The 22,937-nt window shown below is 65.2% G+C and carries 26 protein-coding genes, 1 tRNA gene and 1 other RNA gene; 8 read left to right on the forward strand and 20 right to left on the reverse strand.

Features of this window, described 5'->3' with window-relative positions:
* Positions 1 to 29 precede the first annotated feature (29 nt).
* The 5 genes from fabG to JHD67_RS10870 form a co-directional block, all read right to left on the reverse strand.
* Positions 30 to 773, reverse strand: coding sequence for a 3-oxoacyl-ACP reductase FabG (gene fabG, locus JHD67_RS10850; protein WP_199099199.1), 744 nt, complete (start codon positions 771 to 773; stop codon positions 30 to 32).
* Positions 774 to 840: 67 nt separating this feature from the next.
* A complete protein-coding gene (fabD, locus tag JHD67_RS10855; protein ID WP_199099200.1) occupies positions 841 to 1,788 on the reverse strand; it encodes an ACP S-malonyltransferase in 948 nt (315 codons plus the stop codon).
* 206 nt (positions 1,789 to 1,994) lie between these two features.
* On the reverse strand, positions 1,995 to 2,969 hold the full coding sequence (locus JHD67_RS10860) for a beta-ketoacyl-ACP synthase III (protein ID WP_199099201.1): 975 nt from the start codon (positions 2,967 to 2,969) through the stop codon (positions 1,995 to 1,997).
* A 149-nt stretch (positions 2,970 to 3,118) separates the two neighbouring features.
* The gene (gene rpmF, locus JHD67_RS10865; RefSeq protein WP_199099202.1) at positions 3,119 to 3,313 is read right to left on the reverse strand and encodes a 50S ribosomal protein L32; all 195 of its coding nucleotides are present in this window, start codon (positions 3,311 to 3,313) and stop codon (positions 3,119 to 3,121) included.
* Between the two features lie 18 nt (positions 3,314 to 3,331).
* On the reverse strand, positions 3,332 to 3,850 hold the full coding sequence (locus JHD67_RS10870; protein ID WP_199099203.1) for a YceD family protein: 519 nt from the start codon (positions 3,848 to 3,850) through the stop codon (positions 3,332 to 3,334).
* A 137-nt stretch (positions 3,851 to 3,987) separates the two neighbouring features.
* Between JHD67_RS10870 and JHD67_RS10875 the strand changes: the two genes are divergently transcribed.
* Complete coding sequence (locus JHD67_RS10875; protein ID WP_199099204.1) at positions 3,988 to 4,443, forward strand: hypothetical protein; 456 nt, start codon at positions 3,988 to 3,990, stop codon at positions 4,441 to 4,443.
* Positions 4,440 to 5,024, forward strand: coding sequence for a Maf family nucleotide pyrophosphatase (locus JHD67_RS10880; RefSeq protein ID WP_199099205.1), 585 nt, complete (start codon positions 4,440 to 4,442; stop codon positions 5,022 to 5,024). The genes JHD67_RS10875 and JHD67_RS10880 overlap by 4 nt, the downstream gene beginning before the upstream one ends.
* 6 nt (positions 5,025 to 5,030) lie before the next feature.
* Here the strand turns inward: JHD67_RS10880 and JHD67_RS10885 are convergent, their stop codons facing one another.
* Positions 5,031 to 6,683 (reverse strand): glycosyltransferase family 39 protein, encoded by a 1,653-nt coding sequence (locus JHD67_RS10885; RefSeq protein ID WP_233171803.1) that lies wholly within the window; start codon positions 6,681 to 6,683, stop codon positions 5,031 to 5,033.
* Between JHD67_RS10885 and JHD67_RS10890 the strand changes: the two genes are divergently transcribed.
* From JHD67_RS10890 to JHD67_RS10905, 4 genes are read left to right on the forward strand one after another with little or no spacing between them, the layout of a single operon-like run.
* Positions 6,673 to 7,614: a MoxR family ATPase gene (locus tag JHD67_RS10890; protein ID WP_199099206.1), complete on the forward strand. Its 942-nt coding sequence runs from the start codon at positions 6,673 to 6,675 to the stop codon at positions 7,612 to 7,614. The two genes, JHD67_RS10885 and JHD67_RS10890, sit on opposite strands and share 11 nt — an antisense overlap.
* Complete coding sequence (locus JHD67_RS10895; RefSeq protein ID WP_199099207.1) at positions 7,614 to 8,570, forward strand: DUF58 domain-containing protein; 957 nt, start codon at positions 7,614 to 7,616, stop codon at positions 8,568 to 8,570. The genes JHD67_RS10890 and JHD67_RS10895 overlap by 1 nt, the downstream gene beginning before the upstream one ends.
* 11 nt (positions 8,571 to 8,581) lie before the next feature.
* Positions 8,582 to 10,537, forward strand: coding sequence for a DUF3488 and transglutaminase-like domain-containing protein (locus JHD67_RS10900; protein ID WP_199099208.1), 1,956 nt, complete (start codon positions 8,582 to 8,584; stop codon positions 10,535 to 10,537).
* A gap of 48 nt (positions 10,538 to 10,585) precedes the next feature.
* Positions 10,586 to 11,188, forward strand: a complete 603-nt coding sequence (locus JHD67_RS10905; protein WP_199099209.1) for a Slp/YeaY family lipoprotein — start codon at positions 10,586 to 10,588, stop codon at positions 11,186 to 11,188.
* 64 nt (positions 11,189 to 11,252) lie between these two features.
* On the opposite strand, the gene JHD67_RS10910 is transcribed toward JHD67_RS10905, so the two are convergent.
* The 9 genes from JHD67_RS10910 to JHD67_RS10950 all read right to left on the reverse strand — a co-directional run bounded on the left by JHD67_RS10910 (position 11,253) and on the right by JHD67_RS10950 (position 17,067).
* A complete protein-coding gene (locus JHD67_RS10910; RefSeq protein ID WP_199099210.1) occupies positions 11,253 to 11,597 on the reverse strand; it encodes a histidine triad nucleotide-binding protein in 345 nt (114 codons plus the stop codon).
* A gap of 109 nt (positions 11,598 to 11,706) precedes the next feature.
* Positions 11,707 to 12,300 (reverse strand): recombination mediator RecR, encoded by a 594-nt coding sequence (gene recR, locus JHD67_RS10915; protein ID WP_199099211.1) that lies wholly within the window; start codon positions 12,298 to 12,300, stop codon positions 11,707 to 11,709.
* Positions 12,301 to 12,391: 91 nt separating this feature from the next.
* The gene (locus JHD67_RS10920; RefSeq protein WP_199099212.1) at positions 12,392 to 12,715 is read right to left on the reverse strand and encodes a YbaB/EbfC family nucleoid-associated protein; all 324 of its coding nucleotides are present in this window, start codon (positions 12,713 to 12,715) and stop codon (positions 12,392 to 12,394) included.
* A 21-nt stretch (positions 12,716 to 12,736) separates the two neighbouring features.
* Positions 12,737 to 14,416, reverse strand: a complete 1,680-nt coding sequence (gene dnaX, locus JHD67_RS10925) for a DNA polymerase III subunit gamma/tau (protein WP_199099213.1) — start codon at positions 14,414 to 14,416, stop codon at positions 12,737 to 12,739.
* 102 nt (positions 14,417 to 14,518) lie between these two features.
* Positions 14,519 to 14,615: signal recognition particle sRNA small type (gene ffs, locus JHD67_RS10930), an RNA gene on the reverse strand.
* 248 nt (positions 14,616 to 14,863) lie between these two features.
* Positions 14,864 to 14,956: transfer RNA gene (locus JHD67_RS10935), tRNA-Ser, on the reverse strand.
* Between the two features lie 83 nt (positions 14,957 to 15,039).
* Positions 15,040 to 15,549 carry a DinB family protein gene (locus JHD67_RS10940; protein WP_199099214.1) on the reverse strand — a complete coding sequence of 170 codons (510 nt, stop codon included), beginning with the start codon at positions 15,547 to 15,549 and terminating at the stop codon, positions 15,040 to 15,042.
* Positions 15,550 to 15,580: 31 nt separating this feature from the next.
* On the reverse strand, positions 15,581 to 16,339 hold the full coding sequence (locus JHD67_RS10945) for an MBL fold metallo-hydrolase (RefSeq protein ID WP_199099215.1): 759 nt from the start codon (positions 16,337 to 16,339) through the stop codon (positions 15,581 to 15,583).
* Entirely contained in the window at positions 16,336 to 17,067 is a 732-nt protein-coding gene (locus JHD67_RS10950; protein ID WP_199099216.1) for a 3-deoxy-D-manno-octulosonic acid kinase, read from the reverse strand. Before JHD67_RS10950 ends, JHD67_RS10945 begins: the two co-directional genes overlap by 4 nt.
* Before the next feature lie 50 nt (positions 17,068 to 17,117).
* Between JHD67_RS10950 and JHD67_RS10955 the strand changes: the two genes are divergently transcribed.
* Positions 17,118 to 18,161 (forward strand): glycosyltransferase family 9 protein, encoded by a 1,044-nt coding sequence (locus JHD67_RS10955; RefSeq protein ID WP_199099217.1) that lies wholly within the window; start codon positions 17,118 to 17,120, stop codon positions 18,159 to 18,161.
* A 125-nt stretch (positions 18,162 to 18,286) separates the two neighbouring features.
* Here the strand turns inward: JHD67_RS10955 and JHD67_RS10960 are convergent, their stop codons facing one another.
* Positions 18,287 to 18,685, reverse strand: coding sequence for a DUF6165 family protein (locus JHD67_RS10960; protein ID WP_199099218.1), 399 nt, complete (start codon positions 18,683 to 18,685; stop codon positions 18,287 to 18,289).
* A gap of 147 nt (positions 18,686 to 18,832) precedes the next feature.
* Between JHD67_RS10960 and JHD67_RS10965 the strand changes: the two genes are divergently transcribed.
* Complete coding sequence (locus JHD67_RS10965) at positions 18,833 to 19,300, forward strand: glycine zipper 2TM domain-containing protein (RefSeq protein WP_199099219.1); 468 nt, start codon at positions 18,833 to 18,835, stop codon at positions 19,298 to 19,300.
* Between the two features lie 70 nt (positions 19,301 to 19,370).
* Here JHD67_RS10965 and lpxK read toward each other — a convergent pair whose 3' ends face one another.
* The 4 genes from lpxK to JHD67_RS10985 form a co-directional block, all read right to left on the reverse strand.
* Entirely contained in the window at positions 19,371 to 20,354 is a 984-nt protein-coding gene (gene lpxK, locus JHD67_RS10970; RefSeq protein ID WP_199099220.1) for a tetraacyldisaccharide 4'-kinase, read from the reverse strand.
* A gap of 10 nt (positions 20,355 to 20,364) precedes the next feature.
* The gene (msbA, locus tag JHD67_RS10975; protein WP_199099221.1) at positions 20,365 to 22,143 is read right to left on the reverse strand and encodes a lipid A export permease/ATP-binding protein MsbA; all 1,779 of its coding nucleotides are present in this window, start codon (positions 22,141 to 22,143) and stop codon (positions 20,365 to 20,367) included.
* Positions 22,140 to 22,571: a biopolymer transporter ExbD gene (locus JHD67_RS10980; RefSeq protein ID WP_199099222.1), complete on the reverse strand. Its 432-nt coding sequence runs from the start codon at positions 22,569 to 22,571 to the stop codon at positions 22,140 to 22,142. Before JHD67_RS10980 ends, msbA begins: the two co-directional genes overlap by 4 nt.
* A 3-nt stretch (positions 22,572 to 22,574) precedes the next feature.
* Positions 22,575 to 22,937 (reverse strand): MotA/TolQ/ExbB proton channel family protein (locus JHD67_RS10985; protein WP_199099223.1); only part of this gene is annotated, 363 nt, incomplete at its 5' end.

A 22,937-nucleotide genomic window follows, 5' to 3' on the forward strand; every position in this document is an offset into this window, starting at 1 on the left:
GGCGGCGCTTAGCGCCACCTCTTCACGCCTTAGGGCATGTACATGCCGCCATTCACGTGCAGGGTTTCGCCCGTGATATATGCCGCCGCCGGCGAGGCCAGGAAGCCCACGGCCTTGGCGATGTCGCTCGCCTCACCAAGGCGACCCAGTGCAATCTGACCCAGGAGGGCCTGCTTGGCATCCTCCGGCAGCGAGCGCGTCATGTCGGTGTCGATGAAGCCCGGGGCCACCACGTTCACGGTAATGCCGCGCGAGCCGATCTCTCGCGCCAGTGACTTGGAGAACGCGATGATGCCGGCCTTGGCTGCCGCGTAGTTGGACTGGCCCGAATTGCCGGTGAGACCGATCACCGAGGCGATGGAAATGATGCGGCCTTTGCGCGCCTTCATCATGCCGCGCATGACCGCCTTGGAGGTGCGGTAGACCGAGGTCAGGTTGGTATCGAGAATAGCCTGCCAGTCATCCTCCGGCATGCGCATCAGCAGTTGGTCGCGGGTAATGCCCGCGTTGTTGACCAGGATGGAGACTGCGCCGAATTCCTTGGTGATATCGCCGATCAGCGCATCGACCGCCGCACTGTCGGTCACGTTGAGCATGCGGCCATGGCCGCCATGCGGCGCCAGGCGCTCGCCGATCGCGGCCGCGCCGCTCTCGCTGGTGGCGGTACCGATCACCGTGGCGCCCTGCGCGGCCAGCTCGTCGGCAATGGCCGCGCCGATGCCGCGACTGGCGCCGGTGACGAGGGCGATTTCACCTTGCAGTGTCTTGCTCATCTGTCATTTCCCTTTGGATGGCTAAACGTCGATCCGTCCAGCCGCATGGAGTCAGTATCGGTCGCGCTCAAACCCACTCGGCGCGCGTGGCATCCAGTTCGGCCGGCGCGCCGATGGCGCGCGCCTCGACGCTTTTGTCGATTCGCTTGATCAGGCCGGCCAACACCTTTCCCGGACCGGCTTCCGCGATGTGCGTGGCGCCGTTGGCCACCAGCGCCTGCACGCACTCGGTCCAGCGCACGGGCAAGTAAAGCTGGCGCTGCAGCGCGCCACGAATCTCTTCCAGCGTCTGATAGCTGCGCGCCTCGGCGTTCTGCACCACCGGAATGCTCGGCAACGTCCAGGCGATCGACGCCATGCGTTCGCCCAGGCGATCGGCGGCATCGCGCATCAATGCACAGTGCGAGGGCACGGAAACGGCCAGCTTGATCGCCTTTTTCACGCCCTGCTCGGCCAGCTTGGCCAGCGCGCGGTCCACCGCCTCGGCGTTACCGGCAATTACCAACTGGCCCGGCGAATTGAAGTTGGCCGGCGACACCACCTGACCCTGCGCCACTTCCTCGCATACCGCGGCGATCTGCGCATCGTCGCCACCAAGGATGGCCGCCATGGCGCCCACGCCCGGGGGCACCGCCGCCTGCATCAGCCGACCGCGCTCAGCCACCAGCGCCGCCGCATCGTGCAGCGACATGGCACCCGCACACACCAGCGCGCTGTATTCACCCAGGCTGTGACCGGAAAACTGCGCCGGCTGCGCACCACCCAGCTTCTGCCACACGCGCCACACAGCCACACTCGCGGCCAGCAACGCCGGCTGGGTATTCTCGGTGCGGTTGAGGTCTTCTTCGGGCCCATGCTGGCTCAGCGCCCACAAATCGACACCGGCCCCCTGCGAGGCCTCATCGAAGGTGGCCTTCACTTCCGGATGGGCAGCGGCCAAATCAGCCAGCATGCCTACCGATTGCGAGCCTTGGCCCGGAAATACGAAAGCGAGCGTAGCGACAGTCTGGGTCATGGAGGGTGGTTGTTCCGAAACGAAAAACGGAATGGTGCCAGCATTGCACGCCATACGCAGCTGTATTCGAGGTAGCAGGCCCGTCCCGCATGCTTTTTTGGGGGCTGACTGCGGTCAACCGGCCTTCCCCGACGCGCGAAGCGGCGGGCACAAACAACAATGCCGCCCATAAGGCGGCATTGCGAAACAACCGATAACCCGATGGATCAGTAGCGCAGCAGCGCCGAGGCCCAGGTGAAACCGCCGCCGAAGGCTTCCAGCAGCAGATTCTGGCCGCGCTGCACCTTGCCCGAGCGCACGGCGTAGTCCAGCGCCAGCGGCACCGAGCCCGACGACGTGTTGGCGTGCTCGTGCACCGTCACGATCACCTGCTCCATCGGCATGCTCAGGCGCTTTGCCGTCGCCTCGATAATGCGCAGGTTGGCCTGGTGCGGGATCAGCCAGTCGATCTGCGAGGCCTCCATACCGGCCGCCTGCAGGGTCTCGTCCACCAGCGAATCCAGCGTCTTCACCGCGACCTTGAACACTTCACGGCCGGACATGTTGATGCGCACACCGTGGTTCGGCTCATCCGTGAAACCCGCCGACACGCCCACCGGGTTGTACAGCAGATGCTTGAAGCCGCCGTCGGCGTGCAACAGCGTGGCGTAGATGCCCGGCTCTTCGGAGGCCTCCAGCACCACCGCACCCGCGCCGTCGCCGAACAGCACGCAAGTCTCGCGCTCCTTCCAGTCGATCATGCGAGTCAGCGTTTCCGCGCCGATCACCAGCACCTTCTTGGACTGGCCGCTGCGAATGAACTTGTCGGCAATACCCAGCGCGTAGACAAAGCCCGAGCAGGCGGCATTGACGTCGAATGCGGCGCAACCGTTGGCGCCCAGGCGATGCTGCACCAGGCAGGCGGTCGACGGGAAAATGATGTCGGGCGTGGTGGTGCCCAGCACGATCAGGTCAAGCTCGGAAGCCTTGACGCCTGCTGCCTCCAGCGCGCGCTGCGCGGCCTCGGTAGCAAGATCGCCAGTGGTCTGGCCATCCGCAGCGATATGTCGCTTCTGGATGCCGGTGCGGGTACGAATCCATTCGTCACTGGTCTCGACGATCTTCTCGAGATCGGCGTTGGTCACCACGCGCTCGGGCAGCGCGCTGCCAGTGCCGGTGATGCGGGCGTAGATCTGGGCCATTAACTTTCCATGCAGCGGATTGGTACAAGCAGGCTGCGCACAGGGCTGCAACCGGCATCCCATCCGTCAACGTTACGTGGGTGATCGCATAAACGCAAAGCGGCGCGAAATCGCGCCGCCATGCGGAACCGTATCCCTTGCGGGACCGATCAATCCTCTTCGACCACCGCCGTGCTGGTGGCGATGACCTTCTTGCCGCGGTAGTAGCCATCCTTGGTGACGTGGTGGCGCAGATGCACTTCGCCACTGGTCGGATCGGTGGACAGCTGCACGGTTTTGAGCGCGTCGTGCGAACGACGCATGCCGCGGGTGGACGGGGTCTTGCGGCTCTTGGCAACGGCCATGGCGAGTCTCCAGCTAAATCAACGTTTCTTGAGTTCGCGCAAAACCGCGAACGGGTTATCGGAACGCCCCTCGCCCGAGGTTTCCTCTGGGTCGGGGCCTACTACTTCTTCTGCTGGCGTGCTGTCCGGATTTACCGGAACCAGCGGCAGCGCCAACAACAATTCGTCTTCGATCACATCTACCAGGTTCAACTTGCCGTCGTCAGCGATGAGCAACGGCTCGCAACCTGGCGGCAACGCCGCTTCCTCGCGCTCGGAGCGGATCAGCCCAAGCCGGCTATCCACCGTCACCGGCAGCACAAACGGCTCCAAGGTGCGCTGGCAAGTCAGCATGAGCGGAGCCTGGACGCGGACGTCGAGATACGACGTACCGAACTCGTCGCGGCCAAAATCCAACTCGTAATGCGCCGTTCCTTCCGTACTGGCCAGGGCGTCACCCAACCGCTGCATGGCGGCTACGGGTAGTACCCCTTGGAACGAACGCCGCGCCGAGACCAGGCGCCAAGCGTCCACGGACTCTGGCAGTGTCACGGACATAGACGCGAAATCTTAGAATTACAACCGTTTGAAGTCAACGGGTAAATCTCCCGTAAACCGTATAAAGGGGCGATTTTGCCTGAACGCCACCGGTACGGCAGACTGCGTGCCTCTCCGCTGCCGGGCCTGACGCTCCCGTGACCTCCTACCTGACGCTTGGCCTGACCGCCCTGCTGGTGCTGGTGGCGGCACTGGCTGGGTTCGCCCTTGCCCACCGCCGCCGGGTCAACCGCCGGACGCGCAGCATACATGAGTTGCTGGAGTTGGCGGACCGCCTGGAAGCCGATCTCAAGACCTGCCGAACCGGGCTGCAACAAGCCCATGCCGTCATGTCACTCAATCCCGACCAGCCGGCCCATGGTGAACAAGAGGCGCGACAAGCCATTGATGCCGGCCTGCGCTCGCTGCTGCAGCAACGTATATGGATCCGGGACCAAGCCCCACGTGCCAGCCAGCAACAACTGGATGTGGCGGTGAACTCCATGAACGACACACGCGCCCGCCTGCACCCCTTGCTGACCGCGCTCGACCGCGCCCAGCACGACCTGGACAGCGCCATGCGCGAACATCTACGACGAGAACACGACGCATGACCTTGCCTACCCTGGTGCTCGGCTCCACCTCGCGCTACCGCGCGGAGCTGCTGCGACGCCTTTGCCCGCGCTTCGAGCAACGCGCCCCCGGTACGGACGAGGCCGCGCAGCCAGGCGAAACGCCCCGCAACCGCGCCCTGCGGCTGGCCATCGCCAAGGCACACGCTGCCGCTGAGGGCGTGGGCAACGCCTTGGTGATCGGGTCGGACCAGGTCGCCGAACTGGCCGGTCATGTCCTGGATAAACCGGGCACCGCCGAGCGCGCCCACGCGCAGCTCACCGCCAGCTCCGGCCATGAGGTGCAATTCCACACCGCCCTGTGCCTGCACGACACCCGCACCGGGCAGGATCACGTGCACGTCGATCACACGCGGGTGTTCTTTCGCAACCTCGACGCCGATGAGATCACCCGCTACATCGAGCGGGAAAAGCCCCTCGATTGCGCCGGCAGCTTCAAGTGCGAGGGGCTGGGCATCAGCTTGTTCGAACGCATCGAGAACGAAGACCCCAGCGCGCTCATCGGCCTGCCCCTGATTGCACTGGCCCGACTGCTGCGCGAAGCAGGCATCACCCTGCCCTGAGTGCTATCAGTCGCCCGCGTCGGCAGCTTGGTGTGCACGCTGCCACACCAGGCAGCGATCATCCGCGCTCGCCGCCAACGATGATGACGCAGGAACGCGCCCCGCATAGAAGGCCACGCGCCGCCGCCCTTCGAACAGATCCAGCCGCTGCAGCGGCTGCGGCTGCTCGATACGCCCGCACAGGGTTCGCAGCCACTCGGGCCGCTCACGCACCCGCAGGGCGGTTTCATCGACCGCCAGCAGCATCGCCTGCCCCGCGTGCGCGCGGCGCAGCGCCGCTTCATCGCGCTGCCAGATAGCCAGTTGCGGCGCGCGCCCGTGCTTCACGTTGAGCGGACTGCTCAACACATACACCGGCACGCGGCCGTCAAGCTGGAAATCGATCTCCGCCGCCAACATGAAGTTGTCGGCGACCAGCACGCGCGGCACCGGATCCAGCAACGCGCCAGCCGCCGCACCACTTTCGCGCCAGCCGACAAAGCGCGCCGGAAACGCCTTCACGCCAGCCAAGGCTTGCGCGCCGGCGGGGCTGGCCGCCATGCCCAGATAGAGCAGGCCAGCCAGTTGCCCAAGTGCAGCCAGCCCAAACGCGAGCCGCAGCACCCTCTTGCTCCAGGCACCAGGCGAGCGAAGCAACACCGGTAGCGCGGCCAGCAACGGCAGGTAGCCCGGCAACGGCCAATGCGCGCGAAAACGCAGATCGTCGGCGAACAGGCCCAGCGCGAAATACAAAACGATGAAGCTCAGCGAGACCACCGCCAACACGTCCCACGGCGCCCCCTCGTGTCGACGAAGCTGCCAGCACCGCCACGCCGCCCAGAGCAGCAGCGCATACATCAGCGGCGTGCAGGCCAAGGCCTGCTCCAGTGGCTGCACCAGGGCATCGACATGGAACTGCCACGGGTTGCGCTCGACCAACTGAAATGCCACACCCGCGCCACGTTGTTGCCAGTTGGAAACGATTAACGGAATGAGACCAAGCGCTGCCACCGCCATCGCCAGCCAGAAACCGCCGCGCCGCCATTGCCGGCGCCCGCGCGGAGTAAGCACGAACAGCAATAGGCCCGCGAGCATCGGCATCGCCGCGCGATAATGGGTAAGCCAGCACAGGTCGAGCGCGACACCGAGCATCAGCCAATCGCGCCAGCGATTGCCATTCATCGCGCGCACCAGCGCGTAGAGGGCCAACATGATCGCCACGGTGAGCGGCGCATCCGGCAATGCAAGCACCCCCAACGTGCCTGCCAGGGGCAAAGCCAGGCACAACAAACCGGCCTGCCAGCCGGCCCGCTCGTCGAATATCTCGCGGGCCAGGGCGCGCACGAGCCAGGGCAAACTGCTGCCGATCAGCAGAAAGGGCCAACGCATGCCCAGCAGTCCATGCCCGGCCACCCACTCCCCCAGATGAATCAGCCATGCGGTAAGCGGGGGAAGATCGCTGTAGCCCCAGGCAAGGTGCCGGCTCTCCTGCCAGTAAAACGCTTCGTCACCGAACGGCGACAAGGTGGCGGCAAGGATCGCCTTGGCCAGCACAAGCAACACGAAGCCCGTCACAAAGGCGGCTCGCCAGCGCGCAAAGCCCACGGCTACACTCCCCTCGTCATGCACGGGCTCGCGCCCGCCCAGCCCCTTCCATTGCCGCAAACCCATGTCCGCCATTACTCCGCTGCACGATGAAACGCTGCGCGCACGCCTGGAGGCCGCCATGGCCCAGGTCAACCGCGTGCTGTTGGGCAAGCCTCGCCAGGTGAAGCTCGCCTTCACCTGCCTGATCGCCGGAGGGCATCTGCTGCTCGAGGATGTGCCCGGGGTGGGCAAGACCACGTTGGCGCATGCGCTTGCCGCCAGCTTCGCGCTGGAATTCCAGCGCGTACAGTTCACCAGCGACCTGCTGCCGTCGGACATTATCGGCGTGAGCGTGTACGAGCGCGAGACCGGACAGTTCCGCTTTCACGGCGGCCCCATCTTTACCGGTCTGCTGCTGGCCGACGAGATCAACCGCGCCACGCCCAAAACGCAAAGCGCGCTGCTCGAGGCCATGGCCGAGGGCCAGGTCACGGTCGATGGCCAAACTCACCTGCTGCCGCAGCCGTTCTTTGTGGTCGCAACGCAAAATCCGCTCGATCTGGCCGGCACGTTCCCGCTGCCCGACTCGCAGCTCGACCGCTTCATGCTGCGCGTATCGCTGGATTATCCCGATGCCGCCGCCGAGCGCGCACTGCTGACGGGCAGCGATCGCCGCGACCTGCTGGCGCAACTGAGCCCTCAGCTGGATGCAGCCAGCCTCGCTGAGCTGTCGCGCCAGGCCCAGGCGATTACGGCCAGCAACGCGCTGCTCGACTATCTGCAGGCCCTGCTGGCCGCCAGTCGACGCCATGCGGACGTTCGCGTGGGGCTGTCACCCCGCGCCGGCCTGGCCCTGCTGGGCGCGGCCCGCGCATGGGCGTTTATCAGCGGCCGCCAACACGTGCTGCCGGAAGATATCCAGGCCCTGTTCGTGCCGCTTGCCGCGCATCGCCTGGTACCGACCCGGGGCGCCAGTGGCGACAGCCTTGCGCGCAGCCTGCTCGCCGACGTCGCGGTGGGCTGATGCCGCCAGCCGTTCGTCGCGTCCAGGATTGGGCCGAGCGGCGATTGCCCGCCCTAACCCGCTACAAGCGCCCGGAAAGCCTGCCCATCGCGCTGCATCGGCGGCGCATCTACATCGTACCCACCGGCTTCGGCGTGGCGTTCACGCTGTTGCTGCTGGTCATGCTGGTCGGCTCGCTCAACTACGCCAATAACGCTGCCCTGTTGCTCACCTGCTTGCTGGGTTCGGCCTGTACGGCGAGCATGTTGATCGCCTTTCGCAGCCTGAACGGGTTGCGCCTGAATGCGATCCGCCAGACCCACGCCATCGCCGGCGAGGCACTGGCCTTTCAGCTCGTATTCGAAGGCGGCGGCCACGACCATCCCTCCATGCATGCCGAGCTCGATGGCGACGCCGCGGTGTTTACCGCGGCCGGCCAAGGCGAAACCCGCGTTACCCTGCACATGCCCACTACGCGTCGTGGCTGGCAGCCGCTGCCGCGCATCAAGCTATGGAGCAATTGGCCACTGGGCCTGTTCCATGCCTGGAGCTGGATCCATCCGGATCACGCCGTGCTGGTGTGGCCTCGCCCGGAAAACAGCGGGCCGCCACCAGCGTTGCCCGGTGAGCAAGACCGGCGCCATCGCCTGCACCAGGGCGAGGACATCGCCGCCCTGCGCGACTATCGCGCAGGCGACCCGCAACGACACATCGCCTGGAAAAGCAGCGCGCGCCATCACCACCTGCTGGTGAAGGATTTCGAACAACCCGAATCGCAAGAGGAATGGCGCCTGGACTGGCGTCAGCTGACCACGCTCGACCCAGAGGCGCGCATTGCCCGGCTGGCCCGCTGGCTAAGCGAGGCGCAAGCCGTCGGCCGACCCACCAGCTTGTGGCTTCCCTCCGAGGAAATCGGCCTGGGCCATGGCCCGGTTCACTATGCGCACTGCATGAGCGCATTGGCGCGGCTGCCGTGATGCGCTTGGCGATGTTCCGTCGCAAACCGCCCCAGCCGCTGAGCCGGCGAGCCTTCGACTTGCTATGCCTCACCGTGGGCGTGGTGCTGGCGGTACATGCGCCGCATCTACCGCTGTGGCTCAGTGCGGCACTCGCGCTGACGCTGGGGCTGCGCTGGCGACAACACCGTCGCCAGGGTGGTCGCGCACCGTTCTATCTCAAGTTGCCGCTGGTGGCGTTGCTGTCCGGCGCAGTGATCTTCTATTACGGCAGCTTATTCGGCCGCGAGCCGGGCGCCGCGCTGGCCGTGGGCCTGCTCGTGCTCAAACTACTGGAAACCGATACGCCGCGCGATGCCCGCGTGGGCGCTGCTTTCGCCTGCTTCGCCCTCATGGCGGCACTGCTGTTTGATCAAGGCCTGGTGGCCACGGTGCTGGTGGCGCTGGGTTTGCTGCCCGCACTGGCAACATTGCGCGCACTGGAGCCGGCGGCTCCGACCGCTACCCTGCCGCGCGAATTGCTGCCCGCCCTCAAGCTGCTCGCAGCCGCGCTACCGCTGGCGCTGCTCGCCTTCGTATTGGTACCCCGGCTGAGCTCTCCGCTGTGGGGTACCGGCGATGCAGCACAGGCGCGAACCGGTCTCAGCGAAGACATGTCGCCAGGCCAATTCTCCGAGCTTCTCACCGATGATCGCCCCGCCATGCGGGTCAGTTTCGACGGACCGCCACCCGCCGCGGGCAAGCGCTACTTCCGCGCGTACGTGATGTCCAACTACGACGGGCGCCGCTGGACACGGTTCGATTCCGCGCGCGCACCCGCGCCCGTGGAGTACCACTCCAGCCTGCGCTACACGGTGAACCTGGAAGCCAATAGCCAGCGCGCCCTGCCCGCCCTGGACCTGCCGCTGGAAGCCCCGGACGACGCGGCCCTGGGCGCCGACCACGAGGTGCTCAGCGCCAAATCGAACAACGATGCACGCGCCTACACCCTGCGCTCCGCGCTCGACTATCACTTGCAAGTTCAGCTGGATAGCCAGCAGCGTCAGCGCTACGTGCGTCTGCCCGCCGGCTTCAACCCGCGCACGCTGGAACTCGCCCGGCAATGGCGCCGCCGCTACGGCGACAACGACGACGCCATCGTCGGAGCCGCGCTCGATCTGTTTCACAACGGTGGCTTCAACTACACCCTCCTTCCGGCCCCACTCGGTCGTGACCCGGTGGACGATTTCCTGTTCTCCACCCATCAAGGTTTTTGCGAGCACTACGCCTCTGCCTTCACCGTGTTGATGCGCGCCGCCGGCATCCCGGCACGCGTCGTCACCGGCTACCAGGGCGGCTACTGGAATGCCTTGGGAAACTATTTGCTGGTGCGTCAGTCAGACGCTCATGCGTGGAGCGAAGCATGGTTGCCCGGCAAGGGCTGGACGCGCGTAGACCCTACCGCCGCCGTGCGACCGGAACGGGTCAGTCGTGGCGCGGCGGCCGCCGTGGAAGCCTCGTCGGACTGGTCGCCCAACCAATGGTGGCTTGGCCTGCGCAACCGCTGGGATGTCGTCAACCGTTGGTGGAACCAAGGCGTTATCGGCTTCGACACGCTCCGACAGCGCGGCTTGCTGACGCCGTTTGGCTTAGGCGATACCGACGCGAGTACGTTGGGTCTGCTGCTGGCTATCGGCGGGTCGCTGTTTGCTTTGCTGGGCGTAACGTGGGCGCTATGGAGACGCCCCTCCGGCGACCCGGCTCGCGCAGCGATGCACGTGCTGGAACGAAAGTTGGCGGCAGCGGGCATTGCCCGTCGCCCCAGTGAAGGACCGCAGCACTACTTCAGCCGCGCCGCCCGGGCCCTCCCCACCCAGCGCGCACCGCTGGAGCATTTGATGAGGATGTATCTGGATCTGCGCTACGCGCACGAAGTGCCACCGCCGGAGCCGTTGAAGGAGTTTCAACGCGCCGTGCGGGACTTTCGACCGCGTCGCATGGTCAAATGATATTGAACCGTGGATGCGCCGCATCCACTACACGATGGAGAAAGCGTCATGTCCATGTACAAGCCGTTGATTCTCGCGACCGCTGTTGCCACGCTGGCCGCCTGTGCAACGGTGCCGCAGCCGCTGCAAGGCACCTACACCGACGTGACGTCGGTTGCCGCCCAGCAAGGTGGCGCCAGTGGCGCGCAGGTGCGCTGGGGCGGCCAGATCATCAAGACCGCACCGGGCGAGCAGGAAACCTGCTTCTACGTGCTTTCGCGTCCGCTCGACGATGAGGCGCGCCCGAAGGCGCCCAGCACCAACAGTGAAACCCAGGGCCGCTTTGTGGCTTGCCGCGCCGGCTTCTACGATCCGGAAGTGTTCAGTGCAGGGCGTGACATCACTGTCACCGGCGTAGTGCACGGCACCGTGTCGGAGAAGGTGGGCGACTACAACTACGCCTACCCGCGCGTGGAAGCCAACGTGGTCTACCTGTGGCCCAAGCGCGTGGCCGTGAATTATCCGCCGGGCTACTACGATCCGTTCTGGGGCCCGTACTGGGGCAGTCCGTGGGGTCCGTACTGGGGCCCGTGGGGTGGCTACTATCCCTCACGCGTGATCGTGGTGCCCCGTCCGGTGGTGCGTCCGCCCCCGCCGCCCGCTCGCGGCTGACGCCATCAAGAAAACGCCGGCCCTGGGCCGGCGTTTTTCTTTGTACGGTATTGGCGCTGGGCGATCAGCCTGGCGGCCATTGCATGTGACGCCCGGCAAGCAGGTGCACATGCAGGTGGAACACGGTCTGTCCGCCATGCTCGTTGCAGTTGATGACCGTGCGATACCCCTGCCCGGCCACGCCCAGGCTGCGCGCATAGGCGGCAGCAGCCAATAGCAGCTTGCCCAGCAACTCGGCGTCGGCCGGGGTGGCCGCATCCAGCGTGGCAATCGCCCGCTTGGGCACAAAGAGCACATGCACGGGCGCCTGCGGATTGAGATCGCGGAAAGCCAAGACATCATCGTCTTCGTAAACGATGTCGGCGGGAATCTCGCGCCGAATGATCTTGCCGAAAATGGTATCGCCCATGATGTGCTCCTCGCCGCGATTTATAAACGCCACAGCATACCGCGCGCCACGGGCAACGCCCGCCTGGGTCCGTATACCTCGCACAGGCGGCAAACCATGCCGTGGGCGATCACTCCACCGATTGGCGGCTACCGAAGGCATGCGCCAGCGTGCCGCGATCGACGAATTCCAGTTCGCCACCCAATGGCACGCCATGGGCCAGGCGCGAGGGCTTCACGCCAGCGGCGCGCGCAAGTTGCGCCAGGTAATGCGCCGTCGCCTCGCCCTCGACCGTGGGATTGGTGGCGATGATCATTTCCTCGATCTCGCCTTCGCCGAGTCGCTCAACCAGGCGATCCAGACCCAACTCCTGCGGCCCCAAGCCATCCAGCGGCGACAGCCGGCCCAGCAAGACGAAATATTGCCCGCGATAGCCGGTGGCCTGCTCGATCGCGGCCAGTTCGGTCGGCGATTCGACCACGCACAGCACCTGATGATCGCGACTGCTGCTGGAACACAGCGCGCATACCGGTGTTTCGCTGAAGTTGCGGCAGCGCTCGCAGTTGCCGATGTCGCGCATCGCCTCGCCCAACACCTGGGACAACCGCAGGCCGCGCTCGCGATCACGCTCCAGCAAATGGAAGGCCATGCGCTGCGCGCTCTTGCCACCCACACCCGGCAGGCAGCGCAGCGCTTCGATCAGATCGCCAAGAAGTTTGCTCATGGGCAGGCATCAATCGCCAGGGCGCATCGCGAACGATGAAAGCGAACCGGGTAGGACCGCTATCGCACACGCCACGCCCTGGCGTAGTTTTTTAGAACGGCATCTTGAAGCCGGGCGGCAGATTCAGCCCGGAGGTGACGCCGCCGAGACGGTTCTTGCTCACTTCGGCCACCTTGTTCACCGCGTCATTGACGGCAGCTGCAACGAGGTCTTCGGCCATTTCCGGATCGTCCGCGAACAACTTGCGGTCGATCTGCACGCGGCGCACTTCGTGCGCACCGGTCATCAGCACGCTCACCAGGCCACCACCGGCACTACCGGTGACTTCCAGCTTGGCGATTTCCTCCTGCGCACGCTTCATTTCATCTTGCATGCGCTGAGCCTGCTGCATCAGCTGACCAATCTGACCTCTCATGGCACTACTCCACTATCTCGTTCAGTTCTCAAAGGGCTTGATCGACTGGGGTACGACGCGCGCGCCGAACTCGCGCTTGAGCGATTGCACCAGCGGATCTTCATCGATAGCACGCTCGGCAGCCGATTGGGCCGCCTCGCGGGCGTTGGCGGCTCGCGCCGCCGGCGTTTCGTGGGCCGCGCCGCGCTCTTCCATAAAGCGCAACTTGATCCGCTCACCCATGGCCTGGCCGATGCGCTCTTCCATCTGGCTAACCATGGGCTCGACCGCCAAGTGCATGTGCGCTGGCTGCAAGACCAGCACCAGCGTATTGCCCTCGCGTTCGCGCAACGCGGCATTCTGTGCCAATTGACCCAGCGGACCACGCAGGGCCGCCTGCTCGATCAAGCTGTCCCAATGCGGCAGACCACGTGCATCGACGGCGACCGGCTCGCGCGGTGCCGGCGCTGCCGCCGGAGCCGACTGCGACGCTGCCGCCCGGGGCGGCGCAACCTCGGCCACGCTGGCCATATGCATGCGCTCGTTGGCGACCGGCGAAGCCGCACGCGGCGGCATGGGCGCGCGCGCGGCGGCTGGGGCCGCGCCCGCACGGCTCGCCGACGCGCCACCACCCTCCGTCGGGCGGAACGCGAGCATGCGCAGCAACGCCATCTCAAAACCGGTGCGCGCATCGGGCGCAAGCGCCAGATCGCGACGGCCACTGGTGGCGATCTGGTAATACAACTGCACGTCTTCCGGCGCCAACTGCTGGGCTAGCGCCACCAGGGCGCCATCGTCGCTACCGTCCTCGTCCGGACGGTAACCGGGGATGAGCTGGATCAGCTGCAAACGATGCAGCACGCTGGCGAGATCGTCCAGCACGCCGCCGAAATCCGGTGAGAACGAGGCGATCCGCGTGCACTCGGCCATCAGGCCCTCGCCATTGCCTTCGGCCAGCGCCTGCAGCACGCCGAGCACCTGGCCGCGCGCCACACTGCCCAGCATCGCGCGCACGTCATCCACGCGCAGCGAGCCACCGCCATAGGCGATCGCCTGATCGAGCAGGGACAAGCCATCGCGCAGCGAGCCGTCCGCGCCACGCGCGAGTTCGGCAATGGCCGCGTCTTCGTAAGGAATGTTTTCCGCGCCCAAGATGTGCCGCATCTGACCGGATATCTGCTCCGGCAGCAGCCGCTTGAGGTTGAACTTAAGACAGCGCGACAGCACCGTCACCGGCAGCTTCTGCGGGTCGGTGGTGGCCAGCAAGAACTTCACGTGAGGCGGCGGCTCTTCCAGCGTCTTCAGCAACGCATTGAAGGCCGGCTTGGAGAGCATGTGCACCTCGTCGACCAGGTACACCTTGAAGCGGCCGCGTGCCGGTGCGTATTGCGCGTTCTCAATCACTTCGCGCACATCGTCCACACCCGTGTTGCTGGCTGCGTCGATCTCCAAGAGATCCACGAAGCGGCCGGCGTCCACGGCGGTGCAGACCGCGCACTCGCCACAGGGATCGGCTGATTCGCCGCGCTCGCAATTGAGAGACTTGGCGAAGATGCGCGCGATGGTGGTCTTACCCACGCCACGGGTGCCGGTGAACAGGTAAGCGTGGTGCATACGCCCGGTGTCGAGCGCATTGGTGAGCGCGCGCACGACATGCTCCTGCCCGACCAGTTCAGCGAACTTGCGGGGACGCCACTTACGCGCGAGGACCTGATAAGACATGCGTAGCCTGATGTAGGGGCAAGTCCCGATTGTGCCAAGTCGGTGCCGGCAAGTCAGTAACGACCGTCGCAAGGTCCAACGGGGGGGCCGAAAAGGCGGCGGCCCTGCCAGCCACACCCCGGCACCCGAATCATTCGCTACCGTTGCTCCCTTCCGGGCCTGGCGGGGTTAACGAACTATCGTCGCGGGGGGACCGACAGGGCCACCATAGAGACGTACATGGCGCGCTGGCACAAGGCCGACGCTCGGTTTTACTCACTGGCGGAGAGGGCGGAATCTGCTCGGCTCATCCTGAGCCTCACCCCTCACTTTCGCTCGGGGCCAGCCTTTGGCTGTCCAAATTCGCTCCTGGCGAATTTGTCGAACCCGCGGGTTCTCACCCGGCCTCTCTTTCAGTCCTTCCTACTGCAGCGCCAGCCCTCTAGGGCGTCGCTCGGTTTCACTCACTGGCGGAGAGGGCGGGATTCGAACCCGCGATACGGGGATAAGCCGTATACACACTTTCCAGGCGTGCTCCTTCAACCACTCGGACACCTCTCCGCAATGGTGAAACCGCTTGCAGGGCACTCAGACCCGGCAAAGAGGCGAAAGGATAGCCGTACGCGGCCCTTCACACAAGATAGTCAGGCTGTCGCCGGCCCTGCATCTCGCAAAAATACCGGCAGATCGGTCGCCGGCGGCGTGGCCGGCACCTGATAGAACATATCGGCCACAAAGCCCCGATGATAGGTTGCGTGGTTGACCACGTGCAGGATGATCTCCTCCCGCGTCATACACCCTTCCCCACCGCCTACAAACTGGAAGCGTACCGACTCGGCGGCCTGCGCAGGCATCATTTGGCGGGCGTAATCGAGGTACCAGTCGTTCATCGCCTGCTGGCGACGCCACCGTTCATCGAGCGGCAGCGGCTCGGGCGTGTTGCGACGGCTGTAGCCGTGCGCCCGCCCCTGCAGGTGCGCCCGGAAAATGTCGTCCACGACCCAGGTATGGCTGAGCGTGCACAGCATATTGCTGAAGATGCTTGCGCGCGGTGCCTCCGCGGCGCCTGTCGGCAAGGCGGCCACCGCTTCGTAGATCAATCCATCGGCCCAGGCGCGGTATCGAAGTAGCTTGTGCAGATGGGTCGTGCTCACGGGCGGCGCGTCTCGGTGGCGATGGAAGGCCTCAGCCAGCTTCTGGCAGCGGAGGTAACGGGGGCGGCAAGGCGATGCGCTCACCCGCGCGCGCAATGCAGAAACCGCGTGCCGCCAACGCAGCCCCATCGGCCTCGCTGCCGTAGTGATACAGCCGCAAACGCGGATACACCTGCGCGGGGTACTCCCGCACGATATCGTCGATACCCGTATGCGACGGGTTGCCCACCAGCCCGCAATCATGGGCGATCAGTTCGGCGCCGGCGGCCACCCGCGCAAGCACCTCGGGAATCGGCCGCGTATCGCCGGTGTAGGCAAAACTGCCGGCCAGCGCCACGCCATAGGAGGTGCCCACCATGTGATGGCGCGTAGGAAATACGTCGAACCAGGCACCGTCCAACCAGAAACCGCGCGTACACGGCACCAAGTGGAACGCCTCCCAGAAATTGACGCCACCCTCGGCGAGCACGTTTGGATAGTCCGCCACACGGGCTTGCAGCCAGGTCATCAGGCCGGCATGGATGAACACGCGGGTACGCCCTCGCCATGCCTCGTCGAACCATAGGCGGAAGAACAAGCGCTCCATGCCACCGATGTGATCCATGTGCGTGTGCGTGATGTAGAGCGCGCGCGGTGGCTCACCATAGGCGGCGAGATAGCGATCCAGTGTATCGGGGCCGCAATCGATCAGCAGCACTGGCGCGCCATCGCGCTCCAGCACCACAGCGGAAGAACCGAGTTCGACGGCATGTGCCGCGCCAACACCAAGAAAGTGCAAAGTCCAGTTCATGCGCGAAGGGTACGCTCGTAGCGGTAAACCAGGGGCTTCCACAGCTGCTCCTCGAACCGGCCCTCGCCCTGCGCCGCGGCACCGAGCTTCACCAGCGAACGCCGCAGGCGCAGCAGGTTGGCCTGTTGCCAGGCCTGGGCGGGCGGACGCTGCCGGCCACGATCGAAGTCGATCAGGTAAATCTGCTCGGCTGTCACCAGCACGTTGTGGGCATTGAGGTCGGCATGCCAGATGCCAGCGCGATGAAAACGCGCCACCAGCGCGCCTACCCGTTCGGCCAGTTCGCCATCCAGCGAACCATCGGCCAGGCATTGGGCCAAGGTGCGCGCATCGGCAATGCGGCGCGTAATGAGGTCCGCGGTGTAGAACAGTCCGGTGCGCCGATACCGGCATGCCACCACCTGCGGGCCTGGCAGACCGAGGGCCGCGATCGCCCCCAGCAGGCGGAACTCCCTGAAACAGCGCGTGAAATCCGCGCCCTTCCACAGGTAGCGATCGCCCATCAACCGGGCGACCAGGCCACCACGTCGATAGTGGCGCAGCACGCACTCACCTGCCGGCGTATCGATGATGGCCACGCCACCACGGCCACCGCTTTGCTGGCGCAAAGCGCCACGGGCACGCCAGGCTTCCGGCTCGAACCAGTCAGCGTCGACTTGTGGCGACACCGCGGCGTCGAACAGAATCACTCCGGCGTCGTCTTCGCGGATTCGTTCCTGCATCGCCATACTCGGTGCGTTCGACGTGCCTCAGCCTAAAGTCCTGCGATTCTAGCCCAATGACTCCTCCCGCCTCGATCTGTCTGTTACGCACTTCCGCCATCGGCGACGTTACCCACGTGGTGCCGCTGGTACGCACGCTGCAAGCGGCGTGGCCGCAGACACAGCTCACCTGGATCGTAGGCAAGCTGGAGCGTCGTCTGGTCGGCGATCTTCCGGGCGTGGACTTTGTGACCTTCGACAAAGCGGCCGGCTGGTCCGGCATGCGCGCCGTGGGCGAGGCCCTCAAGGGTCACCGCTTCGACGCCCTGCTGCACATGCAGGTGGCACTGCGCTCCAACCTGCTGAGCCTGTTCGTGCGCGCGCGCCGGCGGATCGGCTATGACCGCGACCGCGCCAAGGACGGCCATCGACTGGTCATCGGCGAGCGCATCCCCGCCCGCACCGGCGAACACGTGCTCGATGCCATCGGCAGCTTTTGTGAACCCCTCGGGCTCAAGCAGACCCAGGTGCGCTGGGACATTCCCATCCCCGAGGAAGCCCACGCCTGGGCCGCCGAGCAGCTGCCGGGCGACACGCCCACCCTGCTGGTGAGCCCCACCTCCAGCCACGAACTGCGCAACTGGATGCCAGAGCGCTACGCCACCGTGATGGACCATGCCAGCTCGCGCGGCTGGCGCGTAGTGTTGGTGGGCGGCCCTTCCGAACTGGAACGCCAGATGGCCGATGCCGTGCTTGCCGCGTGCAAACACGCGCCGCTGGACCTTACCGGTAAAGACACTCTCAAAAAGATGATGGCCATGCTGACCCGTGCGCCTATGCTGCTGACCCCCGATTCCGGCCCCATGCACATGGCCAATACGGTCGGCTGCAAGGTGCTGGGCCTGCATGCCGCCAGCAATCCCAACCGTTCGGGCCCTTATTCCGACCGCCGCTGGTGCGTGGACAAGTACGACGAAGCTTCACGCCGCTTCCTCGGCAAGCCGGCCAGCGACATTCCCTGGGGCAGCAAAATCGAGAAGCCCGGCGTAATGGAACTGATCAGGGTGGACGAGGTGATCGACCGCTTCGAGGCCTGCGCGGCACACCTGGGCCTGGACTGAGACCGCGCGAAAGCCGGCTCACGCGCTCCCTGGGGGAAAGCTCAACCCGCCGGCAAGCGCCCGTACCGTCCTTGTCCCCGGCGGCGCCGTGCAACGGCCCCGCCGGGGGCGATAGAGGGCGCCTCTTACGGCGCGCGGTAATCCTGGTACGACTTCTCTTCCACCAGCTGCGAGCCCAGCTTGAGGTTGATCTCGCGCTTGACCGCCGCGCGCTCGTCGTTGCGGAAGTACACCGCCCGGGCCAGCTCGATGAACTCGGCATCGAAGGCCTGAGCCTTCTCCTTCAGGCGGATGCGGTCCTCGATATCCCACAGCGCCTCATTCACCGCCAGCAGGCGCGCACGCTCGTCGCTGATATCCGTCTGCGAGGCTGGATGCGCGGCCCAGGTGGTGTTGAGCAGGTCCAGCTCGGTGCGCACGTTGGCCAGCTTGGCAGCATCGCTGATCTGCCTGGACTTGATCTCCAGGATGGTGATCTTGTCGATCAGCTCGCCGTAAGAAACCGGAACTTGGATAAGGCTCATGGAAACTCCGAAAGACGGGGCCTTGGCGCCATGACGGGTGTGTCACGGCGACCGGCCGGGAAAGCGAACATCATAAGTGGTCTTGCACCATCGTTCAGTCTGCTTGGTTAGACTGATGGCGCACCCGACCTTCAAGGAGAGATATCCATGCTTAACCCCCGTTTCGTCATGCTGCCGCTCGCCGCCCTGCTCGCCGTCAGCTCGTTGGCCGCCCATGCCCAGTCCGGCCGCAATGGCGTGCTGGTCCAGCGTGACGGCATCTACCTGCGCTGCGACCAGTGCGGCACGGTGGAGGCGATCGACCAGAACATCACCCAAGGCAACGACCACAGCATGGCCGGCACCATCATCGGCGGCATCGCCGGTGGCGTGCTGGGCAACCAGGTCGGCAAGGGCAAGGGCAACACCCTGGCCACCGTGGCCGGCGCCGTGGGTGGCGGCGTTGCTGGCAACCGCATCGGTGCCAACAGCGGCCGTCCCAATGCCAGCTACACCTTGCGCATCCGCATGGGCAACGGTGCCTACAGCAACGTGACCGTGCCGGACGCCAGTGCCATCCGCGTGGGCGACATGGTGCAGATCGACCCCCAGGGCAACATCGTGCGCATTCAGTAAGCGCGGCATGCCGCTCGCGAAAAAGCCGACCTCACGGTCGGCTTTTTTGTGGTTGGCGATGGCGCATCGCTCAACGCGAACGAGGTCGGCGCAACCGCGCCTCCAGATCGTCAAAGAATGCAGGCGGCAATACGGCCCGCACCGGTACCGACCACCAGTTTTCCTGGGCGAAACCTTGGCATTTCACCGCATCTTTTTCGGTCATCAATACCGGCGTGGAGTCGCCGTAATCCAAGTCCTTGGCAACGAAGGCATGGTGATCGGGAAAGGGGTGCTCGATCACCAATACCCCTTGCGAGCGCAAGCTGGCGAAGAACCGCTGCGGATGACCGATAGCGGCGACCGCGTGTACGGTCTGCCCGACGAAATCGGCCATCGACTTGGTGTGATTGTCCAGCAACCCTCGCGCTTGACTGCCCTGCAAGTGCATGGGCACGTCACCCGGTGAAAACACCCCGCCGTTACACACGCGGAAATCCACTTGCTGCAAACGAGACCGCGGTTCGCGCAAGGGACCTGCCGGCAGCAGCTTTCCGTTGCCGAACCGGCGCACGCCATCGATCACGCAGATTTCCACATCGCGCGCCAAGGCATAGTGCTGCAAGCCGTCATCGGCGATCACGACATCGCAGCCCGCCTTGATCAATAGCTGCGCGGCGGCCGGACGATCGCGCCCGACCGCTACCGCCACACCCGACGAACGAATCAGGCAGGGCTCGTCGCCGACCACGGCTGGGTCGGGCGACGCATCGAGAAGTTGGGGTTCCTTCTGCGTGCCGCCGTAGCCTCGGCTCACGACGCCCGGGGTATAGCCGCGTCGACGCAGCGCTTCGGCCACCGCAATGGTGAGCGGCGTCTTGCCGGTGCCGCCGGCCGTGAGGTTGCCGATAACGATGACCGGAACCGACAGGCGCGTGCTGCGCAACAGTCCGCTGCGATAGAGGCTGCGCCGGATGGCCGACACGGCGCCGTAGAGCCCGGCCAAGGGCAAGCTCCACCACGGCGCACGGGCGGTGCCGTACCAGGCCGACTCCAGACGCTCGCCGAGTGCCATGGCGCCAGCCTCAGTCGGCGGGTTGCTGGTGGAACTGCATGCTATGCAGCGCGGCGTATTGGCCGCCCAGCGCCAGCAGCTCCTCGTGCGTACCTCGCTCCACGATGCGACCATGGTCCATCACCGCGATCTGGTCGGCATGCTCGATGGTGGACAGGCGGTGGGCGATAACCAGCGTGGTGCGGTCACGCATCAGGCGCTGCAACGCCTGCTGGATCAGGCGCTCGGACTCGGTATCCAGCGCACTGGTGGCCTCGTCCAGCACCAGGATCGGCGCATTCTTGAGGATGGCCCGCGCGATGGCGATACGCTGGCGCTGTCCACCGGAAAGCCGGTTGCCGCCCTCGCCGATCTGGCTATGGATGCCATCGGGCAACTTTTCGATGAACTCCATCGCATGCGCCGCCTCGGCGGCGGCGATGATGTCCTGCTCGCTAGCCCCTGCCAGTTCGCCATAGGCGATGTTTTCAGCGACGGTGCCGTCGAACAGCACCACGTTCTGACCGACCCAGGCAATCTGATGGCGCAGCGACGTCAGCGTATAGCTCTCGTAATCCTCGCCATCCAGCAGGATGCGCCCGCTGGTCGGTTCGTTGAAGCGTGGCAACAGGCTGACCAGGCTGCTTTTGCCGCTGCCGGATCGCCCCACCAGAGCGGTGACGGTACCTGCCGCGCAATGCAGGTCCACATGGGCCAAGGCTTCGAAATGATCCTGCGGATAGACCAATCCGACCTTGTCGAAACGCAAATCGCCCTTGGTGCGCTCGAGCACGCGCGTACCCTGGTCCAGCTCCGGCGGCATGTCGATGATCTCGAACAGGTTCTCCGCCGCCGAAATGCCGGTCTGCATGGTCGACTGCACGTTGGTCAGTCGCTTGAGCGACGACAACATGCCGCCCATGGCGGTAAGCACGGCGATGAATACGCCCGGGGTAATATGGTCGATCTGGGAGGGGCGAGAGGCCAGGAATACCATGCCGGCCAGCGCCAGCGACGCTACCGTCTGGATGGACGAACCGGAGATGGCGCTGGTAGCGATGATCTTGAGGTTCAAATAACGAGCGCGGTCGGACACCTGTTTGAAGCGCTCGTCCGCCTGCTCCTGCCCACCGTAGATGCGCACTTCGCGGTGGGCCTTGATCGTCTCCTCCACCGTACCCGTAACCGAGCCCATCATGCCCTGGATCCGTCGGCTGACCACGCGATAGCGGCGGCTGACCGCCGAGGCGATCAATACGATGGCCGGCACCAGGATCAACAGTGCCGTGGTGAGATAAAGGCTCTTGTAGAGCATTACCGTGAACATGCCGATGACGGTGATGCTTTCCGTCACGGCGACCTTCAAGGCATCCGTGGATGCACCGGCCACCTGCTCGCTGGTGTAGGTGATGCGCGAAATCTGATGGCCGGAATGCTCACTGCCGAAGAACGACGCAGGCAATCGCAGGTACGCGGCGAATACGTCGCGCTGCATGGATTGCACCACGTTGCGCGAGACATAGCCCATGCCGTAGTTGCTGATGAGGATGGCCACGCCGCGCACCGCGAAGATGGCGATGATCCACCATGGCATCCACCGGATCAGGTAAGGGTCCTTCTGCTCCAGCAGCTTGTCCATGATCGGCTGCAACTTGCTGGTGAAGTACGCCAGCGCACCACCGTCCACGGCAAAGCCGATCATGGAAATCAGGATCACCGGCCAGTAACGGGCCGAGTAGCCGAGCAGCCGCTTGTAGACCTGTCGGCTCTTTGCGTCCCACAGCGCAACTTTCTTCTTGCCCTCGCTCATTGGCCCTTGTCCACCTGGCTGGGCGTGGTGGCAATGGAGAGTTTGGTAAAGCCGAGCTGGCCCAGGGCATCCATCGCCATCACTACGCTCTGGTGCGTGGTCATGGCATCGGCGCGAATGGTCACCTGGCGTTCGCGGTCGTCGCCGGCGACGTTGGCGATGGCCTGCTTGAGCGGTTCCATGCCTTCGCCGTGCACTTCATCACTCCCCACGAAGAAATGCCCGTCGCGATCCACCACGATGGTGAGCGCGGGCGCCTGCATGTCGCGCTCTTCCGCGCTGGCCTTGGGCAGCGTCACCTGCATCCGCGAATGCTGGATGAAGGTGGTGGTAAGCACGAAGAACATCAGCAGGGTAAGCAGGACGTCGATCAGCGATATCACGTTGATCTCGAAATCGTCCTGCCGGCGGTCATTGCCGATACGCATGCGTCAGCTCGCGCTCGACTCGGCAGCCGGACGACCCGGCGCACGCGCGCGAGCGGCCTGCGACTGGTTGACGGTCAGTTCGTCGAGCAGTTCGGTCGCCTGCTTCTCCATCTCCACGCAATAACCTGCCACCTTGGAACGGAAATAGCGATGCAGCACATAGGCGGGAATCGCCACCACCAGGCCGCTGGCGGTACAGATCAACGCCTCGCCGATGCCGCCGGCCATCTTCATGGGGTCGCCCACACCGCCCTTCATGACGTCCATGAACATGCGGATAAGGCCAATCACGGTGCCCAGCAAGCCGAGCAACGGGCCGATCAGCGCAATGGTGCCCAGCGTGTTGAGATAGCGCTCCATGCGATG

The organism is Dyella sp. ASV21 (assembly GCF_016428975.1).
In the GTDB taxonomy this organism is placed as follows: domain Bacteria; phylum Pseudomonadota; class Gammaproteobacteria; order Xanthomonadales; family Rhodanobacteraceae; genus Dyella.